The organism is Paraburkholderia sp. 22099 (assembly GCF_052045835.1).
In the GTDB taxonomy this organism is placed as follows: Bacteria; Pseudomonadota; Gammaproteobacteria; order Burkholderiales; family Burkholderiaceae; genus Paraburkholderia; species Paraburkholderia terricola.
The window spans coordinates 90596-117419 of record NZ_JBQEPU010000008.1; the positions used below are offsets into that span (position 1 = coordinate 90596).

At 63.9% G+C, this 26824-nt stretch carries 27 protein-coding genes; 17 read left to right on the top strand and 10 right to left on the bottom strand.

Annotated features, from left to right (window positions below):
- The first annotated feature begins 25 nt into the window (after positions 1-25).
- The 6 genes from ACTJLC_RS10185 (at position 26) to ACTJLC_RS10210 (ending at position 6410) form a co-directional block, all read left to right on the top strand.
- A complete protein-coding gene (locus tag ACTJLC_RS10185) occupies positions 26-961 on the top strand; it encodes a dihydrodipicolinate synthase family protein (RefSeq protein ID WP_310129672.1) in 936 nt (311 codons plus the stop codon).
- Positions 962-1024: 63 nt separating this feature from the next.
- Entirely contained in the window at positions 1025-1963 is a 939-nt protein-coding gene (locus ACTJLC_RS10190; protein WP_073432132.1) for an SMP-30/gluconolactonase/LRE family protein, read from the top strand.
- Between the two features lie 276 nt (positions 1964-2239).
- Entirely contained in the window at positions 2240-3409 is a 1170-nt protein-coding gene (locus ACTJLC_RS10195) for an ABC transporter substrate-binding protein (RefSeq protein WP_073432133.1), read from the top strand.
- A 117-nt stretch (positions 3410-3526) separates the two neighbouring features.
- On the top strand, positions 3527-4606 hold the full coding sequence (locus ACTJLC_RS10200; RefSeq protein WP_073432134.1) for an ABC transporter ATP-binding protein: 1080 nt from the start codon (positions 3527-3529) through the stop codon (positions 4604-4606).
- A complete protein-coding gene (locus tag ACTJLC_RS10205) occupies positions 4603-5481 on the top strand; it encodes an ABC transporter permease (protein ID WP_310129669.1) in 879 nt (292 codons plus the stop codon). The genes ACTJLC_RS10200 and ACTJLC_RS10205 overlap by 4 nt, the downstream gene beginning before the upstream one ends.
- A complete protein-coding gene (locus ACTJLC_RS10210) occupies positions 5481-6410 on the top strand; it encodes an ABC transporter permease (RefSeq protein WP_083082811.1) in 930 nt (309 codons plus the stop codon). The genes ACTJLC_RS10205 and ACTJLC_RS10210 overlap by 1 nt, the downstream gene beginning before the upstream one ends.
- Before the next feature lie 39 nt (positions 6411-6449).
- On the opposite strand, the gene ACTJLC_RS10215 is transcribed toward ACTJLC_RS10210, so the two are convergent.
- Both ACTJLC_RS10215 and ACTJLC_RS10220 read right to left on the bottom strand, forming a co-directional pair.
- On the bottom strand, positions 6450-7055 hold the full coding sequence (locus tag ACTJLC_RS10215; protein ID WP_440843780.1) for a short chain dehydrogenase: 606 nt from the start codon (positions 7053-7055) through the stop codon (positions 6450-6452).
- A 216-nt stretch (positions 7056-7271) separates the two neighbouring features.
- Positions 7272-7721, bottom strand: coding sequence for a DUF3005 domain-containing protein (locus ACTJLC_RS10220; RefSeq protein ID WP_073432165.1), 450 nt, complete (start codon positions 7719-7721; stop codon positions 7272-7274).
- 345 nt (positions 7722-8066) lie between these two features.
- Between ACTJLC_RS10220 and ACTJLC_RS10225 the strand changes: the two genes are divergently transcribed.
- The 3 genes from ACTJLC_RS10225 to ACTJLC_RS10235 all read left to right on the top strand — a co-directional run bounded on the left by ACTJLC_RS10225 (position 8067) and on the right by ACTJLC_RS10235 (position 10188).
- The gene (locus tag ACTJLC_RS10225) at positions 8067-8300 is read left to right on the top strand and encodes a hypothetical protein (protein WP_073432138.1); all 234 of its coding nucleotides are present in this window, start codon (positions 8067-8069) and stop codon (positions 8298-8300) included.
- A gap of 131 nt (positions 8301-8431) precedes the next feature.
- A complete protein-coding gene (epsC, locus tag ACTJLC_RS10230; protein ID WP_073432139.1) occupies positions 8432-9358 on the top strand; it encodes a serine O-acetyltransferase EpsC in 927 nt (308 codons plus the stop codon).
- The gene (locus ACTJLC_RS10235; protein ID WP_310129873.1) at positions 9358-10188 is read left to right on the top strand and encodes an AraC family transcriptional regulator; all 831 of its coding nucleotides are present in this window, start codon (positions 9358-9360) and stop codon (positions 10186-10188) included. Before epsC ends, ACTJLC_RS10235 begins: the two co-directional genes overlap by 1 nt.
- Positions 10189-10191: 3 nt before the next feature.
- Here the strand turns inward: ACTJLC_RS10235 and ACTJLC_RS10240 are convergent, their stop codons facing one another.
- The 3 genes from ACTJLC_RS10240 to ACTJLC_RS10250 all read right to left on the bottom strand — a co-directional run bounded on the left by ACTJLC_RS10240 (position 10192) and on the right by ACTJLC_RS10250 (position 12642).
- Positions 10192-10707, bottom strand: a complete 516-nt coding sequence (locus ACTJLC_RS10240) for a metal-dependent hydrolase (RefSeq protein ID WP_310129666.1) — start codon at positions 10705-10707, stop codon at positions 10192-10194.
- 141 nt (positions 10708-10848) lie between these two features.
- Positions 10849-11205, bottom strand: a complete 357-nt coding sequence (locus ACTJLC_RS10245; protein WP_084561516.1) for a sugar ABC transporter ATPase — start codon at positions 11203-11205, stop codon at positions 10849-10851.
- 285 nt (positions 11206-11490) lie between these two features.
- Positions 11491-12642 (bottom strand): porin, encoded by a 1152-nt coding sequence (locus tag ACTJLC_RS10250; protein ID WP_310129664.1) that lies wholly within the window; start codon positions 12640-12642, stop codon positions 11491-11493.
- 627 nt (positions 12643-13269) lie between these two features.
- On the opposite strand from ACTJLC_RS10250, the gene ACTJLC_RS10255 reads away from it, so the two are divergent.
- Together ACTJLC_RS10255 and ACTJLC_RS10260 are read left to right on the top strand one after the other, a co-directional pair.
- The gene (locus tag ACTJLC_RS10255) at positions 13270-13803 is read left to right on the top strand and encodes a hypothetical protein (RefSeq protein ID WP_310129662.1); all 534 of its coding nucleotides are present in this window, start codon (positions 13270-13272) and stop codon (positions 13801-13803) included.
- A 206-nt stretch (positions 13804-14009) separates the two neighbouring features.
- A complete protein-coding gene (locus ACTJLC_RS10260; protein WP_310129660.1) occupies positions 14010-15962 on the top strand; it encodes a PhoX family protein in 1953 nt (650 codons plus the stop codon).
- A 275-nt stretch (positions 15963-16237) separates the two neighbouring features.
- On the opposite strand, the gene ACTJLC_RS10265 is transcribed toward ACTJLC_RS10260, so the two are convergent.
- Positions 16238-16666 (bottom strand): hypothetical protein, encoded by a 429-nt coding sequence (locus tag ACTJLC_RS10265; RefSeq protein ID WP_083082799.1) that lies wholly within the window; start codon positions 16664-16666, stop codon positions 16238-16240.
- A 239-nt stretch (positions 16667-16905) separates the two neighbouring features.
- Here ACTJLC_RS10265 and ACTJLC_RS10270 point away from each other — a divergent pair, with 239 nt between their 5' ends.
- The 5 genes from ACTJLC_RS10270 (at position 16906) to ACTJLC_RS10290 (ending at position 21852) form a co-directional block, all read left to right on the top strand.
- Positions 16906-17598 (top strand): CDP-alcohol phosphatidyltransferase family protein, encoded by a 693-nt coding sequence (locus ACTJLC_RS10270; RefSeq protein WP_083082798.1) that lies wholly within the window; start codon positions 16906-16908, stop codon positions 17596-17598.
- A gap of 4 nt (positions 17599-17602) precedes the next feature.
- The gene (locus ACTJLC_RS10275; RefSeq protein ID WP_073432148.1) at positions 17603-18424 is read left to right on the top strand and encodes a HalD/BesD family halogenase; all 822 of its coding nucleotides are present in this window, start codon (positions 17603-17605) and stop codon (positions 18422-18424) included.
- Entirely contained in the window at positions 18421-19440 is a 1020-nt protein-coding gene (locus tag ACTJLC_RS10280) for a flippase-like domain-containing protein (RefSeq protein WP_073432149.1), read from the top strand. Before ACTJLC_RS10275 ends, ACTJLC_RS10280 begins: the two co-directional genes overlap by 4 nt.
- A gap of 25 nt (positions 19441-19465) precedes the next feature.
- Complete coding sequence (locus ACTJLC_RS10285; protein WP_083082796.1) at positions 19466-20230, top strand: NTP transferase domain-containing protein; 765 nt, start codon at positions 19466-19468, stop codon at positions 20228-20230.
- Between the two features lie 218 nt (positions 20231-20448).
- A complete protein-coding gene (locus ACTJLC_RS10290; protein WP_083082795.1) occupies positions 20449-21852 on the top strand; it encodes an MFS transporter in 1404 nt (467 codons plus the stop codon).
- 79 nt (positions 21853-21931) lie between these two features.
- On the opposite strand, the gene ehuA is transcribed toward ACTJLC_RS10290, so the two are convergent.
- The 4 genes from ehuA to ehuB form a co-directional block, all read right to left on the bottom strand.
- Positions 21932-22756: an ectoine/hydroxyectoine ABC transporter ATP-binding protein EhuA gene (gene ehuA, locus ACTJLC_RS10295; protein WP_083083086.1), complete on the bottom strand. Its 825-nt coding sequence runs from the start codon at positions 22754-22756 to the stop codon at positions 21932-21934.
- Between the two features lie 62 nt (positions 22757-22818).
- Positions 22819-23478: an ectoine/hydroxyectoine ABC transporter permease subunit EhuD gene (gene ehuD, locus ACTJLC_RS10300; protein ID WP_073432152.1), complete on the bottom strand. Its 660-nt coding sequence runs from the start codon at positions 23476-23478 to the stop codon at positions 22819-22821.
- On the bottom strand, positions 23475-24134 hold the full coding sequence (gene ehuC, locus ACTJLC_RS10305) for an ectoine/hydroxyectoine ABC transporter permease subunit EhuC (RefSeq protein WP_073432153.1): 660 nt from the start codon (positions 24132-24134) through the stop codon (positions 23475-23477). The genes ehuD and ehuC overlap by 4 nt, the downstream gene beginning before the upstream one ends.
- Before the next feature lie 134 nt (positions 24135-24268).
- Positions 24269-25123 carry an ectoine/hydroxyectoine ABC transporter substrate-binding protein EhuB gene (gene ehuB, locus ACTJLC_RS10310; protein WP_073432154.1) on the bottom strand — a complete coding sequence of 285 codons (855 nt, stop codon included), beginning with the start codon at positions 25121-25123 and terminating at the stop codon, positions 24269-24271.
- A gap of 232 nt (positions 25124-25355) precedes the next feature.
- On the opposite strand from ehuB, the gene ACTJLC_RS10315 reads away from it, so the two are divergent.
- Positions 25356-26753 carry a MocR-like ectoine utilization transcription factor EhuR gene (locus ACTJLC_RS10315; RefSeq protein WP_073432167.1) on the top strand — a complete coding sequence of 466 codons (1398 nt, stop codon included), beginning with the start codon at positions 25356-25358 and terminating at the stop codon, positions 26751-26753.
- Positions 26754-26824 lie beyond the last annotated feature (71 nt).

Here is a 26824-nt window from a genome sequence, read left to right on the forward strand (position 1 = left end):
ACCTGCCCACCGGGTTTGAGGCGCCATGAACGAATCTCCCATACTCGACAGTGAATTCGCCGCTTCGGTCATGGCCGTGCCGCCGCTGGCGCGCCGCGCCGACTACGCGCTCGATCCCGCCGCAAACCTGGCGCTGATTCGCCACATCGAAGCCGGCAGCGTGCGCACCTTGCTATATGGCGGCAACGCGAATCTTTATCACGTCGCCGTCAGCGAATACCGCGACTTGCTCGATCTGCTCGCCGACGCCGCGAGCCCGGGCACGCGCGTGATCCCGGCAATCGGTCCCGACTACGGAAAAATGCTGGACCAGGCGCGCATCCTTGCGCAAAGCCGCTATCGGACGGCGATGGTGCTGCCGCTCGGCGGTTTCACGACGTCCGAGGGCGTCGAGGCGGGGCTGACGCGCATCGTCGACACGGCGGGCATTCCGCTCACGCTGTACATCAAGAGCGAAGACTACGTCGAGGTCGACACGCTGGCGCGCCTGGTCGACCGTGGCACGCTGCTGGCCGTGAAATACGCGATCGTGCGCGCCGATCCGGCGAACGATCCTTATCTGCGCCGCCTGCTGCAACAGGTGCCGGCCACCAAAGTGGTGTCCGGCATGGGTGAGCGGCCGGCGCTCGTGCACGTGCGCGAGTTCGGTCTCGCCGCATGGACCACGGGTTCGGGATGCATCGCGCCGCGCATGGTCACGGCGTTGCTGCACGCCGTCAAGTCCGGCGATCGGGACACGGCGCAGCGTCTCCACGATGCCTTCCTGCCGCTCGAAACCTTGCGCGACGACATCTCGTTGATCCGCGTGCTGCACGACGCGGTCACGTTCTCGAAGATCACCGACATGGGGCCGATTTTGCCGCTGCTCAGTTCGACGCCGCCCGAACATCATGCGAAGATCGAGCACGCCGCGCGGGAACTGCTTGCGTTGGAACGGCGGTTCGCACAAGCCGATGCATGACGGCGCCTCGCCACGCCCGCCCATGCCTACCACACCATCAACCCGAAACCAGAAAGCACCAGCATGACCGACAACAGCCGACGCTATCCCGATCCCTCCGTCCGCGTGCTCGATCCGCGCTTCAAGTCGCTGATCCTTGCCTCCGCTTCCGTCGAGTGTCTGTATCAAGGCACGCGCTGGTCCGAGGGGCCGGTCTGGTTCGGCGACGGCCGCTATCTGCTGTGGAGCGACATTCCGAACGACCGCATCCTGCGCTGGGACGAACCCAGCGGCACGGTCACGACCTATCGCCAGTCGTCGAACAATGCGAACGGCCATACGCGCGATCGCCAGGGCCGACTCGTCAGTTGCGAGCATCTGACGCGCCGCGTCACGCGCACCGAATACGACGGCTCGATCACCGTGCTCGCCGACCGTTATCGCGGCAAGCGCTTCAATTCGCCGAACGACGTCATCGTGAAGTCGGACGGCTCGATCTGGTTCACCGATCCGACCTTCGGCATCGACAGCTTTTACGAGGGCGAGCGGCAGGACTCGGAACTGCCGGCATGCGTGTATCGCATCGACGGCCAATCCGGCGAAGTCAGCGTGGTCGCCGACGGCGTGCTCGGACCCAACGGCCTCGCGTTTTCGCCGGACGAGTCCGTGCTGTACATCGTCGAGTCGCGCGGCGAGCCCCGCAAGATCCGCGCGTTCGACGTCGACGGCAACGGCCTGGCGCTGTCGAACAATCGCGTGCTGATCGACGCTGGCCCCGGCACGCCCGACGGCTTTCGCGTCGACGTTCACGGCAATCTGTGGTGCGGCTGGGGCATGGGCACCGACGAACTCGACGGCGTGCGCGTTTTCACGCCGCAAGGCGAGCCCATCGGCCACATTGCGTTGCCGGAACGCTGCGCGAATGTGTGCTTCGGCGGCCGCCATCGCAACCGGCTCTTCATGGCGGCAAGCCACGGGCTCTATTCGCTCTACGTCAACACGCAGGGCGTGCAAGGCGGCTGAGTTCGGCGCGCGTCTGCGCGCATCGGCGCGCATCGACGACTTGCCTGACAAGTGCTCGTCAACGCCGGCCGCGGGCTTCGGGTTTGCCCTCGGATGACGCGCGCAAACCATTGAGCTAAAAGGATTCCAGCCACAATCCCGCGATTTCGTGAGCAAATCGCCGCCGTGAGTATTTGCTTGACATCGGCAGTCCCGCTTCGCTATGTTCCTCTGGTAGATCACCGCCCGCAGCGCATCTGACCGGCGGACTTCCATACCAAGAAGCGAGGAGACGCAATGACTGTTTCACGCAGGTTGTCGCTCAAGCTGGTGTCCGTATGTCTCGCGGCGAGCGCCGCTTTCGCCTCCGCCGCGCACGCGGCCGATCCGGTCACGCTCAATATCGTCGACGTGGCGGGTGATCTTCAACTCACGCAAAAGGGTTTCGAGGCCTTCAAGGCGAAGTACCCGAACCTCGTCGCCAACATCACGTTCACGAATGCGCCCGCGCCGCAGTTGCCCGGCAAGATCAAGGCGATGCAGGCCGCGGGCCGCTCCGATATCGATCTCGTGCTCACCGGCACCGACGCGCTGGCGGCCGGCATCGAACAGGGTCTCTGGACGAAACTGCTGCCGGACAATGCGGCGGCTTTCCCCGGCGTGCTCGACAAATACGCGCCGGGTCCGCGCAAGATGCAGGATCTCGCGCAAGGCTACGGGCTCGAGGTCGCGTACATGCCGGCCGGTCCGCTGCTCGAATACAACCCCGCGAAAGTCAGCGATCCGCCGAAAACGCCCGAGCAACTGCTGCAATGGTGCAAGGCGCATCCCGACAAGCTCATCTATGCGCGGCCGGCCAACTCCGGGCCCGGCCGCACGTTTTTGATGGGGCTGCCCTACGTGCTCGGCGACAAGGATCCGCAAGACCCGATTCACGGCTGGGACAAGACGTGGGCGTTCCTCAAGCAACTGAACGAATGCATTCCCTACTATCCGGGCGGCACCTCGGCGGTCATGAAGGAACTCGGCGAGGGCACGCGCGACATGACCGTCACGGTAACCGGCTGGGACATCAATCCTCGCGCGCTCGGCATCGTGCCGGCTGAATTCAGGGTGCAGGCGTTCGACAACATGACGTGGGTCAACGACGCGCACTTCATGGTGATTCCGAAGGGCGTGCCCAAGGAAAAGATCGAGGTGCTCTACAAGCTGATGAACTTCATGCTCGAACCCGCGCAGCAGGCCATGACCTATGACGATGGTTACTTCTATCCGGGTCCGGCGATCAAGGGCGTGACGGTCGAACAGGCGCCCGCGCGCAGCCAGGACGTGCTGAAGAAGTACGGCCGGCCGGAGTACGCGAAGCTGCTGGCGGAACGCCCGCACGTGTTGCCGCTGAATGCGAGCGCGATGGTCGCGGCATTCAGGAAGTGGGACACCGAAGTCGGCGCGCAGAAGACCAAATAGTTCGCGCCGGGAGTCAGCGCTTCTATGTCTTCGCGCCGATGCGATCCGCGCAGCGCGCGCGTATCGCGCGTATGACGCGCATCACGACATCGCCAGGGAACCGCCAGGAAATTCGCCATGAAGCATCACTTTGAGCAGTTGCGGCTCGACGCCGTGAGCCGCAGTTTCACGAATGCGGAAGGCCAGGCCGTCGCGGCGCTGCAAGGGCTCGACCTCGACATCCGGCGTGGCGAATTCATCGCGTTGCTGGGACCCTCCGGTTGCGGCAAGTCGACGGCGCTCAACTGCATCGCCGGCTTGCAGCCCTTGAGCGGCGGCGGCATCTGGCTCGACGACAAACGCATCGACGTCTTGCCGCCGGAAAAGCGCGGCTTCGGCATGGTGTTCCAGAACTACGCGTTGTTTCCGCATATGAGCGTGCTCGATAACGTCGGCTTCGGTTTGAAAATGCGCGGCGTCGGCAGGAGCGAAACCATGCGCCGCGCGCGCGAAGCGTTGCAACTCGTGCAACTGGTTGGGCATGAACGCAAGCTGCCCGGTCAATTGTCCGGCGGCCAGCAGCAGCGCGTGGCGATTGCGCGCGCGATCGTGATCGAGCCGCCGCTCATTCTGATGGACGAACCGCTGTCGAATCTCGACACCAAACTGCGCATTGAAATGCGCGCCGAGATTCGCCGCATCCATAGTCAGCTCGAACGCGCGACGCTCTACGTGACGCACGATCAGGACGAAGCGCTTTCCATGGCCGATCGCATCGTCGTGATGAAAGAGGGCGTGGTGCAGCAGATCGCCACGCCGAAAGAGGTCTATACGCGCCCGCAGAATCTGCATGTCGCGCGTTTCATGGGCTATCGCAACGTGGCCGATTTCATGCTCGAAGGCACGCAAGGCGAAGGCGTCGCGGTGAGCGCGAACGGTGTGCGTCTGATCGGTACGCCGATGGCCGGCTTCGACAGCAAGCGCGTGAGCGTCGCGCTGCGTCCCGAGGATATGGAGCGCGCGGCGCCCGGCGCGGAAAACGCTTTCGATGCGCTCGTGACCACCGTCGAATACGGCGGCCGCGATTCGCTGCTGCGCGTGAAAACCGCCTTCGGCGATTTGTGGGCGCGCGTTGGCGGTGAATTCCAGGAGGGCGAGCGAATCAGCCTGCGCGTGCCGCCGTCGCGCACGCTCGTCTACGAAGGAGAAGCTGCATGAACACGCCCACGCTGTCGCCGCCGCTCGCGCCGCGCGACGCCAAGGCGTGGCTCGTCGCGCCGGCGCTGATCTTCATCGTCGCATTGTTCATTTACCCGTTCGCATATGGGCTGATCCTGTCGTTCCAGCCGATGAACGGCAGCGGACCGTGGGCCAACTATCTGACGTTCTTCACCGACACGTCGATGTGGCCGACGATCATCGTCACGCTCAAGCTCGCCGTGCCCGCCACGCTCATCAACGTCGGCGTGTCGGTTCCGGTCGCGTTCGCGCTGCGCCGCTACTCCCGTTATCAGAAGTTCGTCACCACCTTGCTGGTGATTCCGGTGACGCTCGGCACCGTGCTGATCGCCGACGGCATGCTCACGTACTTCGGTCCGAACGGCTGGTTTCCGCAGGCGTTGCAGGGCCTGCATCTCTATACGAGCGAAGTGCGGCTCACGCATAACTTCTGGGGCGTGCTGATCTCGCTGATCGTGTCGGGGTTCCCATTCGCGTTTCTGCTGACGCTGTCTTACGTGACCGGCATCGACCCCACGCTCGCGAGCGCGGCGGCGACGCTCGGCGCAAGTCCGTGGCAGCAGTTTCGCCGCATCTATTTGCCGCTGCTCGTGCCGGGCTTGACGATGGCCGCGTGCCTGTCGTTCGTGCAGGCGTTCTCGGTGTTTCCGTCGGCGGTACTGCTCGGCGCGCCGGCCGGCCCGACGCGCGTGATGTCGATCGCCGCGGCCGAGGCCGCATTCGAAAGCTACGACTATTCGCTCGCCTCCGCGATCGCGATGGTGATGGGCTTCGTGCAATTGCTGGTGGTGGTCGCGATGCTCGGCGCGCGCCGCTTTTTCTACAGCGGTCCGGTAACGGGAGGCAAGGGCTGATGACGACCGATCGCCAAGCGGCGCACGCTTCCTGGTCCACGTCCGCATCGAAGGAACACGACGACGGCGCCCGCCAGCCCGGCAAACGCGCGAAGCAGCGCGCCAGCGTGCCGGGGCGTGTGTGGCGCGTGCTGGTGTGGGGCGCGATGCTGTTCTTCCTCGTCAACGTGGTGTTGCTGATCGCAACCGTCGCGGTGAACTCGGTGGCGACGCGCTGGTTCGGCACCCTGTTGCCGCAAGGCTTCACCCTGCATTGGTATGCGCAGGCGTGGAGCGACTTTCAGTTGGCGAGCGTGTTGTGGGTCACGGTCGAAGTGGTCGGCGCGGTGGTGCTGCTGTCGGTGCTGCTCGGCGTGCCCGCGGCTTACGCGCTGGCTCGCGTGCAATTTCCGGGCAAGCGCACGGCGATGCTGATCTTCCTGCTGCCGTTGATGGTGCCGCCCGTCACCTACGGCATTCCGATGGCGACGGTGATGTACAAGATCGGCCTGGCCGGCACGCTCTCCGGTGTGATTCTTGCGAACCTCGTGCCGGCGCTGCCGTTCGTGATCCTGGTGATGACGCCGTTCATCGAACAGATCGATCCCAATCTCGAAGCGGCGGCGCGCATTTTCGGGGCCAACACGTTCCGCTATTTCCGCTATGTGCTGCTGCCGCTGCTGGTGCCCGGCATGCTCGCGGCCGCGCTGCTGGTATTGGTGCGCACCATCGGCATGTTCGAACTGACGTTCTTCACGGCGGGTCCGGCGACGCAAACGCTCGTGGTCGCGTTGTACTACGCGGTGTTTTCAACCGGGGTGCGAGCGCCGCAATCGATCGACGCGATGGCGATGATCTACATGGCGATCACGTTGATCTGGGTGCTGATCGCCCTGCAATTCGTGAGCCCGACGCAAATCGTCTCGCGCGTGAAGGAGCAGAAGCACTGAACCGCTCAGCGCTTCACGCGGCACGCACTCGCATTCAATTCAATAGCCCACGCGATACACCCGGCCCGTCTGCGCGCCCTCCACGCTGCGCAGATAGGCCAGTGCCGCGCGTTGCGCCGTTACCGGTTCGAAGCCGCGAAAGTAGGGCGCGTAAGCGTCGAGCGATTCGGTCAGCACGGTCGGGCTGACCACGTTGATGCGAATGCCGCGCGGCAGTTCGATTGCCGCGCCGCGCACGAAGCCTTCGAGCGCCAGGTTGACGGTGGTGGCGTTCGCACCCAGGGGAATTGGCTCGTCGCCGACAATGCCGCTCGTCAGCGTGAACGAGCCGCCGTCGTTCACGTATTGCTGGGCGGCCAGCACCACGTTGATCTGGCCCATCAGCTTGTCGCGCAGGCCGATCCAGAACTGTTCGATGCTCATTTCCGGTAAGGGACCGAAATGCAGCTTGCCGGTGGTGGTGACCACGCCGTCCACCTTGCCGATCTCGCGAAAGAGCCGCTCGATGCTCGCCGGATCGGTGCTGTCGACGCGGTGCGTGCCGCGCGTCGCGCCCGCTTCGATGACTTCGTGGCGCGCCTTGAGTTCCGCGCTCACTGCCTGGCCAAGCGTGCCGGTGGCGCCGATCACGACGATCTTTTTCATTGACTGCTCCGCTGAGGGTTAACGTGGGGTCGATTGTGCGGGCAGCCGCTCGCAAGAAAAAGCCGCGTGCATGCGCAGGTCTTGCAACCCCCGGTTTCTAATCGGGCCAGGCGCGCGCCATTATTCAAACGATGCGCGCCAACGATGCGCGCTGACGATTCGCTGATTAACGGGCGCGTGCGCCGGAATTCAAACGCGCCGTTGAAACGCGAACACTCATTTCACCCGGTGTAACTCGATCACGCGCGTGGGCCGCAGATGATTAAGAGCGTAATGAATGCGGCCGCGCTCGTCGCGGCTGCCGGCCTCGCGCGGCTCGTCGAACCGGGGATCGGCCGAATGGGGACCCTGCGGCTCGACCATGCCTTTGTCGATGACCGTATAGCCCGGTTCGAGCGCGAGCAGCAGATGATTGCCGCCGACGCGGCTGTCGAAGCCGGCCATGCCGTCGTGCGCCTCGGGCACGCTGTTGGTGAGCGTTGCGTTGCTCATGGTGATTTCATCGGCCGCGATCGGGCCATAGCCCGCGAGGCGGGCGGCTTCGTAGTTCTTGCCGTCGGTGTCCACCGTGCTGTCGTGCGTGCGGTCGTTGTGCAGTTCCGCCGTGCGCGGACCGACGTGCGGTTGCCTGGTCGTCTCCGCTGGTTTGTCGATATCGCTGTTCATCATGCATTCTCCTTGAAGAGGACATGGTCGAAGCACAGCAAAACCCATTCCGGTTGGCGCAATGCTTTAACGCTGAAGTCGCATCGCGGCGTTCGTCGCGATTCAATGTGATGGGCATTTCACATGGCGATTGCGTCCGGGATTCTTTTCGTTTTTTTTAATGGACGCGTATTTTCTACAGAGTATGATCTTACTCCGACGAGCGAAGCGCGGTCGCATTGGCTATATTTTTTCCGGTACGTTCCACATCATCGGCACGGATGTGCATGAACGGAACAAGCGGCAAACACCGGCGAAAGCGCAGCGCTACTCAAACATTTACGGGGCCGTCAGGGCGGGTGACACATGCACTTCGATGCTGCATTCACACATCGCGGCTATTTGCTGAATTGCGCGCCGGCGCGCGCGGTCGATGGCACGTGGCAACCGTATGTGGTCATCTCCCGGTCGAGCGACGGCGAACTGGTCGCCAACCGTTTCTTTCCTCAAGACTTGCGTTTTCCTGACGAAGCCGCCGCCATCGCCCATGCCCGCGATTGGGCCGTGCGCTGGATCGACGCGAGCAGCGTGACGATCTGAGCGCCTCCGGCAGGCGAACACTCGCAAGGCGGGCGGCAGTGCGCATGCGGGGCCGCGCGAGCCGCCCTAAAACGCGGTAATCTCTCGGGACAATCACTCCGAACCGTGCCTTCGCACGGCGCTGTCCTTCTATGCCTAACGTGCCTTCCCATGACTGGGGTCTCGAACAGATCGTCGCGGACCTGCGCGCTTCGCGTGAGGAATTGCATCGCACGCGGCATCCGCTGGGCATTCGCGAACTGCCGTCGCGCGAAGCGGTGGTCAGCATCGTCACCGGCCTGCGGGCGGCGCTGTTCCCCACGCACTACGGCGCCCCCGATCTGACTGACGAAACCGTCGACTACTACGTCGGCCACACGCTCGAGAGCACCTTGCGCCTGCTCGCCGAGCAGATCCGCCGCGCCCTGCGATTCCTGCCGGAGTTCGCCGGAACGCCCGACGCCGAACTGAAGGAGCGCGCATTCAACGTCGCGCGTGAATTCGCCACGCAGTTGCCGGGCATCCGCGCGCTGCTGGTCAGCGACATTCAGGCGGCCTTCACCGGCGACCCGGCCGCGCAGCACATCACCGAAATTCTGCTGTGCTACCCCGGCGTGTGGGCGATGACGCACCACCGCCTCGCGCACGCGCTGCATCGCCTCGGCGTGCCCTTGCTGGCGCGTTTCATCAACGAGATCGCGCATTCGGCAACCGGCATCGACATTCACCCCGGCGCGACCATCGGGCCGAGCTTTTTCATCGACCACGGCACGGGCGTGGTGATCGGCGAAACGGCGATCATCGGCGAGCGCGTGCGGGTGTACCAGGCGGTGACGCTCGGCGCGAAGAGCTTCGCCGCGGATCTCGACGGCGCGCTGATCAAGGGCAACGCGCGCCATCCGATCGTCGAGGACGACGTGGTGATTTATGCAGGCGCCACGATACTTGGCCGCGTGACGATCGGGCGCGGCTCGGTGATCGGCGGCAACGTGTGGCTCACGCACAGCGTGCCGCCGGGCAGCAGCGTGTCGCAAGGCAAGGTCCGCGAAGGCGAGCGGACCGACGAGGGGCGTCAGTGATGCAAGGCCCGGCGCGCGGCCGCGTTCACATGCCCCGCTGCGCGATTAGCGGCGTCGAGGCGACCGTGGCGCAAACGGCGCACGCGTTTCCGCGTCATTCGCACGACCGTTTCGGCGTGGGCGTGATCGTCAGCGGCGGGCATCGGTCGGCGAGCGGGCGCGGCATGGTGGAAGCGCGCGCGAACGACGCGATCATGGTCAATCCCGGCGAGGTGCACGACGGCAGTCCGCTCGACGAGCGTGGCCGCGCATGGCGCATGTTGTACTTCGAGCCGTCGCTGCTGGCCGGCGTCGCTCGTGAGCTGACCGGCGCGGCGGCGCGCGAGATCGAACTCACGCAGCCGGTGGCGCATGATCCGCTGCTGAAACGTCTGTTCGAGCGGCTGTTCGCCGTTGCCGTGGAAGCGCCGCAAGTGCCGGACGATCTGGTGCGCGAGGAAGCGTTGCTCGAACTGCTCGGGCATCTGGTGCGAGCGCATGCGACGCACCCGGCAGGTTCAGCGTCGACCCGTTTGCTCGGGCCGGTCGCGCGAGCAAAAGCGCGCATCGACGACGATCCGTCGTCACCGCTCACGCTTGCCGATCTCGCCGCCGATACCGGCATGAGCCGCTTTCAGTTGCTGCGAGCCTTCGCGCATGAGATGGGATTGCCGCCGCACACGTACCGGATGCAGCGGCGAGTGGTGCTGGCGAGGCAGTTGATCGCGCGCGGCGCGACCCTTGCCGACGCGGCGGCTTCGGCGGGTTTCGCCGATCAGAGTCACATGACGAGGGCGTTCGTGAGGCTGTTGGGCGTGACGCCCGCCAACTATGCGGCCGCCATGCGGTAACGCCTAGCCGATTCTCAGATGCCGCAGCAAGGCCGCCGCCTGTGCGCCAGGCAACCAGGCGTGCGCGCCGACAAGCCACGCCGCGATCCACGAAGCGCCCACCACGATCAAATCGCAGCGACCGCTATTCCACAGGTTGAGCGAATGCCGCCCGGCGATCCACGGCACGCCGAGGGGATTCGGCCAATCCGCGAGCAAATGCATCAAGCCGCCGCAAGCGAAGCCGAACGCCGGCGCGGCATAGAGCGAATGCCCTAGCCAGTGATAGGAAACCGCGAGCAGCGCGAGCCATCCGAGGCCCCAATGCGTCAACGTGCGATGCGTGATCCACAGCCGCCGCGCCCGCGACCACCACGCCACTTCCAGCCAATCCGGCGCCGTGCTTCCCGCCATCCCGGCGATAAAGCTCAGCAACACGCCGATATGAAACGAACCGCCGCCGCCGATGCGCGCGACAATGGCCGCCGCGATGACGCCGGCTGCAAAACCGGTTGCGTGATGTGCTTTGCTGGATGCCATCGAACTTGCGGCACGGCGCCGCCGCATAAAAGACCAGGGGCGGCTATGTTCGCAGATGAGCGGATAAAAAAATAGCCGACACGCCAGATATAAATTGGCGTATCGGCGTGGCCTTCAAAACATCGCGCTGTGGTGCAAACGTCAGGTGGCGCAGCGCGCGATGCTGAAGCGCATTTCCGGTTCCGGCGGATCGTCCGGCGCATTCGCGGGGTGCGTCACCTTGACGACCGAACCGGCGTTCAACGGCGTCAACGTGACGAAGTACGAGTTGTTCGAATCGGAGCCGACCGCGATCTCGGTTGCTCCGCCTACGCGCGACATACGCACACGCGACAAACGGCTTTCGAGGCAATTGGCGATATAGGCCGGGGCGCGCGGCGAGGATACGTAGATCATCGGTTGCGACGCATCGTGAGCGGTGGGGCCGCTGGAAGAACCGCAGGCAGCGAGTGAGGCGATCACGGCGGCAGCGGCAACAGGCAGAAGAAGTCTTTTCATGGTTCGGTCGTCGGCGTCCCCGGTGGTGCGTGGGAACCTGGTGCGCGGGCGAAGCGCGACGCGATGTGAAACAACGCCATGCTTCGCGACGAAGCCGCCGTTCCGCCGCAACGAACTCGCGGCAAGGAAGGCAGCCGGACCAGTATACCGATCGCACGCTTGCGGCGTCACCCTTGCCGCGTCGAAACGCGATCCCATGAAAAAACCCGCGCGCGATTATGTCGCGCGCGGGTTTGCTTGCCAGGCGGATGGATATCCGCCTCGCACTTGCCAAACGAAAAGACCTTAGAAGCGGTGACGCAGGCCCACGGCCGCGGCAACCTGATTGCCGGTCGAGGAGGGCGCCAGCGTATTGATTGCCGCCACGTTCGAACCGAAGTTGCCGAGTTCGCCGGATGCATGCTGATACACGCCTTCCACATACACGTCGGTACGCTTGCTCAGCGAGTAGTCGCCTTGCAGCGACACCGTGTGCCACTTCGGATCGCCCGAGCCGTTCGAACCGGACAGCTTGCCGTCGGTGAACGTGTAAGCAGCAGCGAGGCTCAATGCCGGCGTCAGCGCATAACGGCCGTTCACTTCGTAGTTGTCCAGGTGCAGGTTCGTGCCCGCGATGCCAGGCAGCGTCGTGCCGCCGACGTTCACGCCGCTGATGCCGTCGAGTTGCGTATGCGTGTACACGAAACCTGCCGTTGCCGGGCCGTACGTGTAGTTGATGCCCGCGCCGTACGTGCGTTGCAGATTCGCTGCGATCGCCGCGGTGCCGTCGCCTTGCGAGACGGCGCCGCTCAGGTTCGAACTGCCGGACTTGTTCAGTTGCAGGTAAGCCGCGGCGAAGCTCAACGGGCCGTTATCGTACGAGGCGCCGGCGCTCCACGCGCGGTTGTTCGAGAACTGGCCGGCCGAATTGCTGAAGCCGTACAGGCCACCGAACTTGAGGCCCGCGTAGTTCGCGCTCGTGTACTTCACGGCGTTCTTGATCGAGAACGAGTTGTCCAGATTGTCGTTGTCGAACGGATGAGCGGCCAGGTTGTTGCCGTAGCCCGCGCCCGCTTCCGACAACGGCGCGAGGTAATCGACCACCGAATCGTATTGACGGCCGAGCGTCAACGCGCCGTACTGATCGCTCTTCAGGCCGACGTAAGCCTGGCGATTGAACATCGTGCTGTTTTCCGAAAACTGGCCGTTGTTCAGGTTGAAGCCGCTTTCCAACGTGAAGATCGCGTGCAGACCGCCGCCGAGATCTTCGCTGCCGCGCAGGCCGAAGTAGGTGTTCGACACCGAACCGCTACCTTGTTGCCAATTGCTGTGGCCGCCCTGGTTGTTCGAGTACACGAGACCGGCGTCCAACGTGCCGTACAGCGTGACGCTGCTTTGTGCATGAGCGGTGATGGCAAGCGCGCCCATGAGGCTTGCTGCGATGAGGGTTTTTTTCATGTTGAGATAACTCCGGGACAGTGCATAGAGAATCGCATTCCAGTGCTTATCGCCGACTTCGTCGGGTGCCTGACGATCCGCTGCGAAGTGTATGCCTGCTATTCCGATGTTTAATCGCATATGACGCAACAATGAATTCTCGAATCGGTAATGGCGAATTTGAATTGTGTAAGTGCGAGTAAATAAAGAACAATCCGATCATGTGCGGATTCGCGGCTGAGCTTGTCAATGCATGCGGTGTTGCTGACTCGCGACGCCGCACGTGGCGGCTTACGCGGCAGGTTGTCGCGCATGCTCCTGAGGCGTGGGTCATTCACTGTGTTTCCCGCAATGCAGTGTTCCCATTCGCGTGGTCTATTGCGGCTAATTGCAGTTCTACAATGACTTGCCCTCTAACCAAGGGTTGCCTTTTTCATTTTTACGCGCGGCTTTCGGGCCGCGTTTTTTTTGCGCCTTTTTTATAACCGGTTTATAAGTTCCCGCGCATGGCGAAATGGAATATGTCGATGGGCGAAATGCCCGTCCTGGCTTGTCCGTTCGTCAGGGGAGCGCGTCGGGCGCTTGCGGCACGGGTAGAATCGCAGGTTCGAAATATGTCTCCGCCCCGCGAACGTGAGTGAACCTGCAATGACCGATACCCCCCTTCCATCGTCCGACGCCGCTGATATCACGACGGAAGGCGCGTCCGCGATGGACGAACCGCTGCATGAAGCGCGTCTGTGGCGCGACGACGGCTGGACCGCGCGCGTCATCAAGAACGAAGACGACGAAGGCTGGGCCGTCGAGATGATCAAGGACGGCGAGGCGGAACCGGCGCTCGTCGGGCCGTGGACGATGGGCCGCAACAAGAAGGACCCGAAGCCGCTCGACACGTCGGCGTTCAACACGCTGGTGAAGACCGCTTCCGAAGTGCTGCGCCGCCATGAGCAGCAACTGCGCGCGCAACTGCATAGGGAAGTGCGGGTGGCAACCGCCGACGGCAACGACGAACTCGACGTCACGCTCGACATCGTGCCGGATGAAGACGAGCCGTATGCGCTGCTGACCGCGCTCGACACGTTCGGCGAGCAACTCGCGCAAGTGCAGGTCGCGCCCAACTTCAAGCTCAGTAAGGCGAGCGCGGCGGCTTGGGTCGAAAACGGATTTCGCCGTCCGGGTTGAGTCCTGGTTAAAGGCGACGCGGTCCGATTCAGCCAACCGATCGCCGACGAAAGGCGAATCAAGGTATTACCGCAAGCTGTCAATATACTTTCACATTCGCTTCATAGAATCCTCGCGTCATAGCGGCGCGAGCGTGAACCATGCGGTTTTGAGTGCGTGCCGACTGTGCATTTCCCCACGCTACCGAAACCCTGGATCACGACAACATGGCAGAGCCGCTCGATCTTTCCCGCCGTAAAGCCCTGAAACTACTTGCCGGTGTACCGATGCTGCCGTTGGGCGGTCTCGCCACGGCGTCGATGCTCACCGCGTGCGGCGGCAGCGACGACCTGGCGACGCCGGTCAAACCCGTGGCCAACTTCGTCTCGGCCGCCTTCAACAGCATGGCCGCGCCCACGCTGGCCGACCCCGCCGCGATGGCGAAAACCACGGTCGGCTCGACTCTCACCGTGCAACTGAGCGACGGCAGCAGCCGCACCTTCAAGCTCGCCTATCAGCCGTTCTTCATCACGGGCGACAGCGTGCCGAACATCAAGGGCGGCACGATCCTGGCGGGCGGCTATTTCGACATCAACAATCAGCCGATCATCGACACCTCGGTCGCGGGTAAGGAGCGCCAGTTCTATTCGGACTGCCCGGACGGCAGTTCGCTGATTCGACTCGACAATCCGACGGTGAAGGGCCTCAAGGGCAACGCGGTGTTCGCCGTGGTGCAGTTCGAGTACGCGACGCGCGATCAAAGCCTCAAGTCGATGTACGGCCAACTGCCGTCGCCGATCGCGGTGCTGACGCTCGATCAGGACCCGGCTACCGGCAAGCTCACGCTGGTGGGCTATCACAACGTCGATACGTCGCCGGCGCACGGCTTGTGGATCACCTGCGGCGCGAGCCTGTCGCCGTGGAACACGCATCTGTCGAGCGAAGAGTACGAACCCGACGCGACGACGATCGCGGCCAATAGCCAGTTCAAGGGCTTCAGCCGCAGCCTCTTCGGCAACGAAACGACCGCGAATCCGTACCACTACGGGCATCTGCCGGAAGTGACCGTGAATCCCGACGGCACCGGCACGATCAGGAAGCACTATTGCCTCGGCCGCATCTCGCACGAACTGATTCAGGTGATGCCGGACAAGCGCACCGTACTGATGGGCGACGATGCGACCAACGGCGGTCTGTTCATGTTCATCGCGGATCGCGAAGCCGATTTGTCCGCGGGCACGCTGTATGTCGCGAAGTGGACGCAGGTGTCCTCGAGCGGCGCGGGCGCGGCAACGCTTTCGTGGATCAACCTGGGCCACGCGACCAGCGCCGAGATCGAAACGCTCGCCAATCAGCTCACCGCGGCCGACATTCTGGACGTCGCGACCAAGGACCCGCTCGATACGAGCTACACGAAGATCAACTACAACGGCACCTTCAACTGGGTGCGCATCAAGCCGGGCATGACCAAGGCGGCGACCTTCCTCGAGACGCACCGCTACGCGGCGCTCGCCGGCGGCAGCATGGGCTTCACGAAACTCGAGGGCACGACGGTCAACATCAAGGACAAGGTGCTGTATTCGGCGATGTCGCGCGTCGAGAAATCGATGGTGCGCGGCAACGTCGCGTCGACCGATGTCGCCGTCGACAAGGCGATCAGCGCGGGCGCGGTGTACGCGCTGAACATGAAGGGCGGCCAGCTCGATCGCAGCGGCGGCGCGATCAATAGCGAGTGGGTGCCGGTGGACATGGCGCCGCCCGCGGCGCTGGTGGGCCAGGATCTCGCCGCCGCCGACGCGCTCGGCAACACCGCGAACCCGGACCGCATTGCGAACCCGGACAACCTCAAGTTCTCGGAAAAACTGCGCACGCTGTTCATCGGCGAGGACAGCGGCATGCACGTGAACAACTTCCTGTGGGCGTACAACGTCGACACGAAGACGCTCTCGCGCGTGCTGTCGTGCCCGGCGGGCGCGGAATCGACGGGCTTGCACGCGGTCGACGAAATCAACGGCTGGACCTACGTGATGAGCAACTTCCAGCACGTCGGCGACTGGGAAAGCCCGCTGCACGACAAGGTCCAGGCGACGCTCGATCCGCTGGTGCGGGCGAACTACAAGGACCGCTTCGGCGCGACCGTGGGATATCTGACGGCGGACCCGACGGGGATCAAGTTGTAAGGACGAATGGCGCGAAACCCGCGCTGGCAGAAACGAAAGAGGTGAGGCCCCGCGTCGGGGCCTCATAACTTCTCGACGGTTGCGCCTGGTCGGTGTGAACCGACTCGACTTCAACCAGCACGGCTGGACCCTGCTGACCACGAGGTAAATGCACGAGGCAGATCGACGCCCTTGCAGGCCGCGAAAAATCCATCCGCCGCGACCATGCCTTCCCGGCAGATAGCGGCAACACTAGCCAACCGGCCATTCGTGCCACGCCGCGACCACCGCTCCCCTCAACTCCGCTTGCAAAAAATCGCCGTCACGAGCGGCGCGACACGATGCACGATCGCCGTGCTGCCGGTCCCGGCCACGGCGTTGCGCACCTTGGATTCGCTGCCGAACACCACGACGCCGTAGGCCGAACTGGCGACCGGTTCGCCATCGCCGACCCTGAACATCGGGTCGTCTTTTTCGTAGCCGACCACCGCGAACACATGAAAACCGAACGCGCTCAGATCGGCGCCCGACGCCGGCGTAAATGCGTTGATCGAATTGCTTTCCACGCGCCACGGCTTGGGATCGATGGCACGTTGCTCCGCAAGATCCGCGATGAACTGATGGCCGCTCTCATTGCAGGCGAGCGGCGCATCGAGGACGGTGGCATAGGTGATGAGCGGCAGCGCGGCGGCGAGTGCAAGAAGCACGGAAAAAAAACGTTTCATGAGCGTGAACGGCGACCCCTATTCGATGTAGTGTATTCACAACGGGTAGCGCATGGATGCCTGGACCCGCGGGAGCGTTGCGCATCTAGGCGATCAGCGTGGCGGGCGCAACTCGACCCGCACTTTATCCCGGTTCGGCAAATCCTCTTCACGACGGACATGAAGCGGTAATGAACGCAACTCAAAGAAACCTACGGGAAGAAAGCAATATTTCACGATCCCGTATATATTTCCGGGTTATGAATTCGAGCCCCCTTCCTCCCACGAACGTTCCGCCGCCCAGAACATGGGACGCGCGGCTTGCCCGCCGGCTCGTCACGCCGCTCGTCAACACGCGCATCACGCCCAATCATCTGACCACGCTGCGTTTGATGATCGGTGTGGCTGGCGCGCTGTGTCTTGCGCGTGGCGGATTCGAATGGGCCAATGCGGGCGCGTTGCTGATCGTACTGTCCAATTTCGTCGACCATACCGACGGCGAACTCGCGCGCATCGGCGGCAAGTCGAGCCGTATCGGTCATTTTTACGACCTTGCCAGCGATGCGATCGTCACCATCCTGTTGTTTGTCGGCATGGGTATCGGCGTGGGCGCCACGCGGATCGGCGGCTTGCCGGTATCGTCGGGCTGGCTCGGCGCCGTGGCCGGCATTGCCGTCGCGGTGATTTTCTTCCTGCGCATGCGTATCGAGGAAATGGCCGGCAAGGCGGGCACGAAGCAGGCATCGGTCGGCGGCTTCGAAACCGAAGACGTGCTGTATCTGCTGCCCCTCGTCACGCTGACGAGCGTGGTGATGCCTTTCGTCGTGGCCGCGTCGATCGGCGCGCCGCTGTTCGCAATCTGGGTGGTGGTCGACTACTGGCGCGTGACGCGCCGCGCCGCGCGCCCGGCCGAGGCCGCCAGCGGCTTTCCAAAACAGTCAAATGTGGGCTAAGTGAATGAGTACGCACGCCGAAGACGACGTGATCGCGCCAATTTCAGTTGAAGATTCCCCGGCCTCGTCGCCGGTTGCGCCGGCGCCCAATGCCGACCGCGCGGTCGCAAGCCGCACGCGCGCGTTCGATACGCCGCGCCTCGCAAGGCAGTTCGCCGATCAGGGCGCCTTCCTCTATCTGGAAGACTTTCTCGCGCCCGAGGTCACCGCCCAGTTGATTCAAAGCGCGCACGGCCTGCTCGATGAAGTGAACCGCAACTATCTGCCGGGGCACAAGCAGGGCGGCAGCGTGAGCCGCCATACGATCGACCGCCTCGCGCCGTTCATCGCGGAGCTGTATCGCTCGAAGGAGCTGATCGGCTGGCTGGAGCAATTGAGCGGCGACAAGCTGCAACTCTCGCCCGCCGACGACCCGCACGCGTATGCGCTCTACTACTACACGCGGGCAGGCGATCACATCGGCTGGCACTACGATACTTCGTACTATGACGGCCGCCGCTATACGCTGCTGCTCGGCGTGATCGACGAATCGTCGTGCCGCCTCGACTACGAACTGCACACGCGCAATCCTGACGTGCCCGACCAACCGGGCTCGGTGCAAATCCCGCCGGGCGGCCTCGTGTTTTTCGACGGCGACAAGCTGCGCCATCGCATCACGCCGGCCGGCGCGAATGAAATGCGCGTGTCGCTCACTTTCGAATACGTCACCGACGCGAACATGCGCCCGTGGCGCCGTTTGATCTCGAACATGAAGGACGCGATCGCGTACTTCGGTTTTCGCCAGGTTTTCCGTCAAATGACTCATCGCCGCAAGGACCGCGCATGACTCGCGCGGCTCTGATTCTGTTGTCGATCGGGACGGCGCTGTTCGTCGGCCTGCTCGCGTGGCAGGGTTTCGGTTCGGTCGCCTCGACGCTGCTCGCGGCGGGCTGGGGGCTCGCGCTCGTCGCGGCGTTCCATCTCGTGCCGCTCGCGCTCGACGCCGGCGCGATCTCGGTGCTGCTGCATCGGCATCCCGAGCGCGCGCATCATCATTTGTCGCTGCGCGACGCGTTGTTCGCGCGCTGGGTCGGGGAATCGGTGAACAGTCTGCTGCCCGCCGGCCAGATCGGCGGGCCCGTGGTGATGGTGCGGCAACTCTCGCAGCGCGGCATGCCCATGCGCGACGCGGCCGCCGCGATCACCGTCAGCACGACCGCGCAAGCGCTCGCGCAAATCATCTTCGCGCTGCTCGGCTTGCTGCTGTTCGGCGCCTACACCGCGCACGGCGCGCTGCACGACCTGCAAACCGCGACGCTGATCGCCACCGGCGTGCTGGGCGCGATGATCGTCGGCTTCTACTTCGCGCAGCGGCGCGGCATGTTCGGCCGGCTGCTCGGCGTGGTCTCCAAGCTGTTCGGCAAGCGCGACTGGTCCGCGCTGATGACGCGCGCCGAAGCCGTCGACGCGGCCGTGCAGGCCATGTACCGCGAGCGCGGCCGCGTGGCGGTCAGCTTCGCGTTGAGTCTCGCGGGCTGGATCGTCGGCACGGTGGAGGTGTGGCTCGCGCTGCGCCTGCTCGGCCATCCGGTCGACTGGGTCGACGCGCTGCTGCTCGAAAGTCTCGGGCAAGCGATTCGCGGCGCGGCGTTCATGATTCCGGGCTCGCTCGGCGTCCAGGAGGGCGGCTATCTGCTGCTCGCGCCGCTGGTCGGCTTGCCGTCGGACGCGGCGCTGGCCTTGTCGCTCAGCAAGCGCGCGCGTGAAATCCTGCTAGGCTTGCCGGGTCTGCTGGTCTTGCACTTCAGCGAACGAAGCTGGCAACGGCGGCGCGCCATGCGGCGCGTGCCCGTTGCCGATTAATCCGTTTCTTTTCAAAGGACCGCGCATGCGTGCCATCATCCTCGCGGCGGGCCTCGGCCTGCGTCTCCAGCAACCGCCTGAAGCCCAGTTCCCGAAGTGCCTCTTGCAGTTCGACGGCATGAGCCTGCTCGAACGGCATCTGCACATGCTCGAAACCGCCGGCGTGACGGACGTCGTGCTGGCGCTGGGTTTTCAGCCGGAATCGGTGCAGGGTGAGTTGAAGCGCATCAACTGGCCGCACGCGGTGGAAACCGTGCTGAACACGCGTTTCGATCTGGGCAGCGTGCTGACGGTGCACACGGTGGCCGAAGCGCTGACGCGCGGCGGCGACGTGCTGCTGATGGACGCCGACGTGCTCTACGACGAGCGCATTCTGCACGCGCTGGTGGCGGGCGAAACCGTTAACCGCCTGTTGATCGACCGTGATTTCGAAGCCGGCGACGAGCCCGTCAAGCTGTGCCTGAAAGACGGCGTGCCGGTCGAATTGCGTAAGCAGCTTGCCGTCAATCTCGAGTACGACACCATCGGCGAATCGGTTGGGTTCTTCCGCTTCCGCGAGGAAACCGCGCGGCGTTTTGCGCAGATCGTGGCCGGGTACGTTGATAGTGGCCGCGCGAACCTGCCGCACGAAGAAGCGGTGCGCGACCTGCTGCTGGAACGCAGCCAGGTGTTCGACACCGCCGACGTGACCGGCGCGCCGTGGATCGAAATCGACTTCCCGAACGACGTCGCGCGCGCGAACGTCGAGATCCTGCCGCAGTTGCAACCGCTGGTCAGCGCGTCGCGCTAAATCTTCCGCATGGCAGAGTGAGTCGGCTGCGTGCCGGCTCACCTCGCTTCGCTGCTCACCTCGTCTTTCAAGTTTCCTTGCGCGCTTGACTCTCGCGCGCGGCATCGACGCGCGGCATAAAACCCGTGTTCAGAAGCCGCGTTCGGCAGCATATATCGCGGATGCGATGCGATAATCGCGGCTTTACACCGACGGCCTCGCATCCCGTCGTCATGCCAATGCCTCTCGCTTTAGGCACTTTCATCGTTCCGCTGATCGTCGCGTGCGCGATGTTCATGGAAAACGTGGACGGCACGATCATCGTGACGTCGCTGCCGGTTCTGGCGCGCGACCTGGGCCAGGATCCCATCACCCTCAAGCTGGCCGTCACCGCGTATGTGATCGGCCTCGGCGTCTTCATTCCGATCTGCGGCTGGGTTGCCGACCGCTTCGGTTCACGCACGGTGTTTCGCACGGCCATCGGCATTTTCATGGCCGGCTCGCTGATGTGCGCGGCCTCCACCTCGCTCGGCATGTTCGTGGCCGCGCGCTTCGTGCAGGGCATCGGCGGCGCGATGATGGTGCCGGTGGGGCGCATCATCATTTTCCGTTCGGTGCCGAAGTCCGACTTCATCCGCGCGGTCAACTATCTGACAGTGCCGGCCTTGCTCGGGCCGGTGATGGGGCCGCCGCTCGGCGGCTTCATCACGACGTATCTGCACTGGCGTCTGATCTTCTTCATCAACATTCCGATTGGCCTGTTCGGCATCTGGCTCGCGAACCGGCACATCGCCAACGTGCGCGAAGCGCATCCCGGCCGGCTCGACTGGACCGGCTTCGTGTTATCCGCGAGCGGCGCGTCGCTGTTCATGCTGGGGCTTTCGCTGGTCGGCAGCGGTCTCGTGTCGAACAGCCTATCGGTCAGCATGTGCGTGATCGGCGTACTGCTGTTGGCGATTTACGTGCTCTACGCAAGCCGCGTCGAATTGCCGGTGCTCGATCTGCGCCTGCTGCGCATTCCGAGTTTTCACGCGAGCGTGGCGGGCGGCTCGCTGTTTCGCATCGGCCTCGGCGCCGTGCCGTTTCTGTTGCCGCTCGCGTTGCAGGAAGGCTTGGGCATGAGCGCGTTCGTGTCGGGGTCGATCACCTGCGCGTCCGCGTTCGGGTCGATCTTCATGAAGGCGGCGGCCTCGCGCATTCTCTGGCGCTTCGGTTTTCGCACGGTGCTGATGTTCAACGCGGCTTGCGCGGGTCTCGTCATCGCGGTCTATGGATTGTTCTTCCCCGGTACGCCGCATTGGCTGATCTGGTGCGTCGTGCTGTTCGGCGGCTTCTTTCCGTCGCTGCAATTCACGTCGCTGAATTCGCTGGCGTATGCGGACATTCCGAGCCGCGACATCGGCCGCGCCACGAGCGTCGCGAGCGTGATCCAGCAGATTTCGCTGGGACTCGGCGTGACGATCGCGGGCATCGTGCTGCAGATTTCACACGACGTGCAGGGTCATTCGACCATCGTGTTCTCCGACTTTTGGCCCGCGTTTCTCGTGGTCGGCCTGTTCTCGTTCATGTCGATTCCGGTGACCGCGCGCTTGCCGCACGGCACCGGCGATGAACTCGCGCGCGGCAACCGTGGCACCGCGTGAATCGTGAGCGGCGTGCGTCGCAGGCGCGGCGCCTTTTACTTTTTTTGTCAGCCTCGATGCTCCCCTTTGGGAACCTCGACTAAACCGCTTCCTTCACCGCTCTCAGGAACTGCTGCGTGCGTTCATGCCGGGGCGCGGAGAAGAACTGCTGCGGCGGCCCCTGCTCGATGATCTTGCCTTGCGAGAAAAAGCACACACGGTCCGCGAATTCGCGCGCGAAACCCATTTGATGCGTGACCATCAGCATCGTCAGATTGTGCTCGCTGCCGAGTCGCCGGATCACGTTCAGCACCTCGCCGCACAACTCGGGATCGAGTGCTGAAGTGACCTCGTCGAACAGCATCACTTTCGGACGCATGGCGAGCGCGCGGGCAATCGCCACCCGCTGCTGCTGACCGCCCGACAACTGCGACGGATAGTGATTGCATTTATCCTCCAGCCCGACCAGCGACAGCAGATCGCGCGCACGCTCGGTCGCTTCCTTGCGCGAGAGCCCCAACACCTGCATCGGCGCTTCGATCGTGTTGGCGAGCGCGGTCATGTGCGGGAACAGGTTGAAGCTCTGAAACACCATGCCGATCTTGCTGCGCACGCGCCGCAAATGCTTGAGCGAGGCGGGCACCAGCACACCGTTCTTGCGCATGTGCGTGAGCGGTTCGCCGTCCACTTCGATCATGCCGTCGGTCAGCGGGTCGAGCGTCATCAGTACGCGCAACAGCGTCGATTTGCCGGAGCCGCTCGGGCCGATGATCGCGACCTTCTCGTTGCGGCCGATTTCCAGATCGAGCGCGTCGAGCACCGTGAGCGCGCCGTAGCGCTTCGTCACGCCGGCAAAGCGCACCATCGGCTCCTCCTGGGTGCCGCCCTGCGGGACAAGTACTGAGGCGGGATCGTCTCGTTTCATCGGTTTCTCCACGGATAGGTCCGCATGCGGCGGGGTAGGGATGTCGAGGTCGGTTTTCACGGTCATGGCAGCCTCAAGCTGTATTCGAGCCGCCGCACGAGGTGCGCGAAACTCACGCTGATGAGCAGGAAGAAAATGCCCGCGAGCGTGATCGGTTCAAGGTAGCGAAACGTTTCCGAACCGATGTTCTTCGCCTGCTGCATCAATTCGACCACGGTGATCGCGGAGAGCACCGGCGTGTCCTTGAACATCGCCACCAGATAATTGCCGAGCGCCGGAATCACGGGACGAATCGCCTGCGGCAGAATCACGCCGCTATAGGTGCGCCACGGCGACAACGACAGCGCGCACGCCGCTTCCCACTGGCCGCGCGCCACGCCGTTCAAGCCGGCGCGATATACCTCCGACGTGTAGCACGCATAGTGCAGCGCGATCCCGACCGTGCCCGCGGTCAGCGCCGACATCGTGATGCCGTACACCGGCAGCACATAGAACAGCACATACACCTGGATCAGCAGCGGCGTGCTGCGAATGAATTCGACGATGAAGCCGACCGTCCGCGCGAGCGGCTTGATCGGGCTGCGCCGCAGCACCGCCAGCACGAGCCCCAGCACCAGCGCGATCGCAAAACCGATCAGCGTGATGAAGATCGTGTACATCGACGCGCGCAGCAGCGCCGGCAGAATCTGCTCCGCGTAATGCAGGTCGAAGAAGCTGTTCATCGGACGGCCCTCTGAATGATGCCGTGACTCACGCGGCGCTCGAAATGCCGCATCAACGCGACGAGAATTTGCGCGAGCACGAAGTAGATAACCAGTGTGAGCACGAAAATCTCCGCGGTCTTGAAGGTCGCCTCGTCGAGTTGGCGGGCGCGAAACGTCAGGTCCGACAGCGTGATCAGCGACACCAGCGAGGTGCCCTTGAGCAATTCGATCATCAGGTTGGTGGCGGGCGGCAGCGCGTTGATCATCGCTTGCGGCAGGATGATGCGGCGCATTCTGGAAAGCGGCGACATGTTGAGCGCGAGCGCCGCCTCGAACTGGCCGCCCGGCACCGAGCGCAATGCGCCGCGCAGGATTTCCGAACCGTAGGCGCCATAGTGCAAACCGAGGCCGACGATCGCCACGGTAAACGGCGTCATCTCGATGCGAAACGGCGGCAGCGGCAGCACGAAGAAAAACCAGAAAAGCTGCACGAGCAACGAGGTGCCGCGAAAGATTTCGACGTAGGCATTGCCGAGCCAGCGCAGCGGCGTCCACGGCGCGAGCTTCGCGGCGGTCGCGACAAACGCCATGACGATGGCGAGCAAGGTGGCGCAGGCGGCGATCTCGATCGTCACGAGCGTGCCCTGGAGCAACAGGGGAAACAGTTCACGCATGGCGGTTCCTCGCTTGCATGACGGCGCGTGCGGTTGCACGCGCCTGGGGGAACTTCACGGCCGGCGCATGCCGGCGCGTGCGGACTTCGGGTGAATGCGCGCTCGGTGGGCGACCCGTTGCGCTCGGTTGAGGATTACTTGCCGCAAATCTCGGCGGCGGTGCGCGTGGTCAGATTCGTCTTGTCGAAACCGAAGGGCGCCACGGTTTGCAGATGATCCGGCGTGCCGAGCCATGCCTGCAATTGCTGATTGACCGCGTCGCGCAGATCGGCGTCCTCGGGACGGAACGCGAGCGCGCCGTAGCCGATGTGCTTCGGATCGTCCGTGAACTTGGCGACCGCCTCGACCTGGTCGGAGGCTTTCGCGGCGAGGCCCTTCATCGTCAGCGCGGTGCCGGCCGCCGCGTCGGCGCGGCGTGCGCGCACCGCCTGCAATTGCGCGGTGGTGTCGGGCACCTGCATGAGCTGCGCATCCTTCACGCCCGCATCGCGCGAATTGGCGAGTTCCACCGCGCCGGCCATGACGGCGAGCTTCACGTCGGACTGTTTGCCGATATCGGCGTAGGAATGCAGATTCTTCGGATTGCCTTTCAGCACCAGCAGCGTGTCCTGAATCTGGTATTGCGGATTGGCGAACGCGACCTGCTTGCAGCGTTCCGGCGTGATGTACATGCCGGCCGCGATCACGTCGAAGCGGCCCGCGCGCAGGCCGGGAATCAGCGAGCCCCATTCGGTCAGCACGCCGTCCACTTTCTTCACGCCCATCTTGGTGAATATCTTGCGGGCGATCTCCGGCGATTCGCCGGTCACCTTGCCGTCAGGCGTCGTGTAGGCAAACGGCGATTCGTTCGCATAGCCGATGCGCACTTCCCCGGTGCGCTGGATGCGCTGCAACGTCGTTTCCGCCGACGCATGTTGCGCCTGCGTCGCCAGAGCCGCTGCCGCGACGCAGAGGGCTCCCAGCAGTCGTGAAGTGCGCTTCGCTTTCATATCGATCCCATTGTGTGGCGTGGTGAATGCCGCGCCGCATCATGCGGTGCGGCAGCCGAAAGGGCTTGCGTTGCCCGCGATCCGCTTGCATCGCGTCGAACCCGTGAACGCAGCATACAAAGCCATTTTTTTGTTTGCGATTGCTCTAGGACAATAATTTTCCCGTATCGTTTGGCCGCACTATGGAAGTCGAAGCAGACAAGGGCGGGGGCCTGGAACCGTGGAGGCAGCGTTGATCGAGCAGTGGCGGGAGGCCGTGCGCGCGGTGCATGGCGTGGAATCGAAATATAAACGGCTGGTGAAGGCGATTGCCGGCGACATCGAGAGCGCGTCGTTGCCGGCCGGCGCGCGCCTGCCGCCGCAGCGCGACGTGGCCGCGGAACTGGCGATCAGCGTGCAGACGGTCACCAACGCTTATAAGGAACTGGAGCGCCAGGGGCTGATCCGCTGCGAAGTGGGGCGCGGCAGCTTCGTGGCGGCGCGCGTGACCGAAACCATGTCGAGCTACATGCTCGATACGGCCGAGCGCTCGGTGGTCGATTTCTCGATCGCGCGCATCGTGCATACGCCGGAGCACGACGCCATGTGGCGCAAGGTGTGCGCGACGCTCTCCACGCTCGACGATCAACCGTGGATTCGCGCGTTCCGGCCGATTGCCGGCTTCGAGCATCATCGGCAGGCGGGGATGGCATGGCTCGCGTCGCTGGGCATGCCCGCCTCGCCCGACACGCTGCTCGTGACGAACGGCGCGGCGCACGGCATCTTCCTCGCGCTGGCGTCGCTCGTCGGCCCCGGCGATACGGTGCTGTGCGAAAGCCTCACCGACCACGGCGTGATCGGCTCCGCGAACGTACTGGGATTCACGCTGAAGGGTCTCGAGATCGACGAGTACGGCATTCATCCCGAACACTTCGAGGAGATGTGCGACAGCGAGCGCATCACCGCGCTCGTCTGCACGCCCACGCTGAACAATCCCACCGTCGCGCTGATGCCGGATTCGCGGCGCCGCGCGATTGCGCGCATTGCCGAGCGCTACGGCGTGTACGTGATCGAGGACGACGTCTACGGCCCTTTGCCCGCCAAGGCCGCCACGCCCATATCGAGCCTGATCCCGGAGTTGTCGTTCTACTGCACCAGCATGACGAAGTCGGTGCTGACCGGTTTGCGCATCGGCTATCTGACCACGCCGCGGCGGCTCGCGCTGCGCGCCGAAAGCGTGCTGCGCGTGAGTAGCTGGATGGCGACCTCGCCGATGGCCGAAGTGGCGACACGCTGGATCGTCGACGGCACGGCCGAACGTCTGGTGCAGATACAACGCGAACGCTTGGGACGGCGTCAGGCGCAATTGCAGCAGACGCTCGGCAGCTACGTGCTCGGCGCGCATCCGCAGGCGTTGTCGGCGTGGCTGCGCGTGCCGGATCACTGGCAGGCGGACAGGCTGGTGAGGGAGTTGCGCAACCGCGATATCGCCGTGACTTCGCCCGATCCTTTTCTCGTGCGCGGCGCGGACCGGCCGAACGCGGTGCGCGTTTGCGTGGGCGCCGAAGTGAATGAAGAGACCTATAAAGGCGCGCTGGAAATCATGCGCGACGTGTTCGAGCAGTACCCGCAGGTGCACGATTTCACGTGAGAGCGAGCGACATAAACGAAATGAACTAGGACAATAGAAATCGTTTTTTAGAACATTAGACTGGGCTGCAT

Excerpts from the sequence above, each read along its gene's own strand:
- ACTJLC_RS10185 (WP_310129672.1), top strand. The coding sequence starts at position 26 with ATGAACGAATCTCCCATACTCGACAGTGAATTCGCCGCTTCGGTCATG.
- ACTJLC_RS10215 (WP_440843780.1), bottom strand. The coding sequence starts at position 7,055 with ATGAAAAAGATCGTCGTGATCGGCGCCACCGGCACGCTTGGCCAGGCA.
- ACTJLC_RS10265 (WP_083082799.1), bottom strand. The coding sequence starts at position 16,666 with ATGAAACGTTTTTTTTCCGTGCTTCTTGCACTCGCCGCCGCGCTGCCG.
- ehuB (WP_073432154.1), bottom strand. The coding sequence starts at position 25,123 with ATGAAAGCGAAGCGCACTTCACGACTGCTGGGAGCCCTCTGCGTCGCG.
- ACTJLC_RS10260 (WP_310129660.1), top strand. The coding sequence starts at position 14,010 with ATGGCAGAGCCGCTCGATCTTTCCCGCCGTAAAGCCCTGAAACTACTT.
- ACTJLC_RS10195 (WP_073432133.1), top strand. The coding sequence starts at position 2,240 with ATGACTGTTTCACGCAGGTTGTCGCTCAAGCTGGTGTCCGTATGTCTC.
- ACTJLC_RS10200 (WP_073432134.1), top strand. The coding sequence starts at position 3,527 with ATGAAGCATCACTTTGAGCAGTTGCGGCTCGACGCCGTGAGCCGCAGT.
- ACTJLC_RS10270 (WP_083082798.1), top strand. The coding sequence starts at position 16,906 with ATGAATTCGAGCCCCCTTCCTCCCACGAACGTTCCGCCGCCCAGAACA.
- ehuC (WP_073432153.1), bottom strand. The coding sequence starts at position 24,134 with ATGCGTGAACTGTTTCCCCTGTTGCTCCAGGGCACGCTCGTGACGATC.
- ACTJLC_RS10250 (WP_310129664.1), bottom strand. The coding sequence starts at position 12,642 with ATGAAAAAAACCCTCATCGCAGCAAGCCTCATGGGCGCGCTTGCCATC.
- ACTJLC_RS10255 (WP_310129662.1), top strand. The coding sequence starts at position 13,270 with ATGACCGATACCCCCCTTCCATCGTCCGACGCCGCTGATATCACGACG.
- ACTJLC_RS10210 (WP_083082811.1), top strand. The coding sequence starts at position 5,481 with ATGACGACCGATCGCCAAGCGGCGCACGCTTCCTGGTCCACGTCCGCA.
- ehuA (WP_083083086.1), bottom strand. The coding sequence starts at position 22,756 with ATGAAACGAGACGATCCCGCCTCAGTACTTGTCCCGCAGGGCGGCACC.
- ACTJLC_RS10205 (WP_310129669.1), top strand. The coding sequence starts at position 4,603 with ATGAACACGCCCACGCTGTCGCCGCCGCTCGCGCCGCGCGACGCCAAG.
- ACTJLC_RS10285 (WP_083082796.1), top strand. The coding sequence starts at position 19,466 with ATGCGTGCCATCATCCTCGCGGCGGGCCTCGGCCTGCGTCTCCAGCAA.
- ACTJLC_RS10220 (WP_073432165.1), bottom strand. The coding sequence starts at position 7,721 with ATGAACAGCGATATCGACAAACCAGCGGAGACGACCAGGCAACCGCAC.
- ACTJLC_RS10245 (WP_084561516.1), bottom strand. The coding sequence starts at position 11,205 with ATGAAAAGACTTCTTCTGCCTGTTGCCGCTGCCGCCGTGATCGCCTCA.
- ACTJLC_RS10280 (WP_073432149.1), top strand. The coding sequence starts at position 18,421 with ATGACTCGCGCGGCTCTGATTCTGTTGTCGATCGGGACGGCGCTGTTC.
- ACTJLC_RS10275 (WP_073432148.1), top strand. The coding sequence starts at position 17,603 with ATGAGTACGCACGCCGAAGACGACGTGATCGCGCCAATTTCAGTTGAA.
- ACTJLC_RS10190 (WP_073432132.1), top strand. The coding sequence starts at position 1,025 with ATGACCGACAACAGCCGACGCTATCCCGATCCCTCCGTCCGCGTGCTC.
- ehuD (WP_073432152.1), bottom strand. The coding sequence starts at position 23,478 with ATGAACAGCTTCTTCGACCTGCATTACGCGGAGCAGATTCTGCCGGCG.
- ACTJLC_RS10225 (WP_073432138.1), top strand. The coding sequence starts at position 8,067 with ATGCACTTCGATGCTGCATTCACACATCGCGGCTATTTGCTGAATTGC.
- ACTJLC_RS10290 (WP_083082795.1), top strand. The coding sequence starts at position 20,449 with ATGCCTCTCGCTTTAGGCACTTTCATCGTTCCGCTGATCGTCGCGTGC.
- epsC (WP_073432139.1), top strand. The coding sequence starts at position 8,432 with ATGCCTAACGTGCCTTCCCATGACTGGGGTCTCGAACAGATCGTCGCG.
- ACTJLC_RS10240 (WP_310129666.1), bottom strand. The coding sequence starts at position 10,707 with ATGGCATCCAGCAAAGCACATCACGCAACCGGTTTTGCAGCCGGCGTC.
- ACTJLC_RS10235 (WP_310129873.1), top strand. The coding sequence starts at position 9,358 with ATGCAAGGCCCGGCGCGCGGCCGCGTTCACATGCCCCGCTGCGCGATT.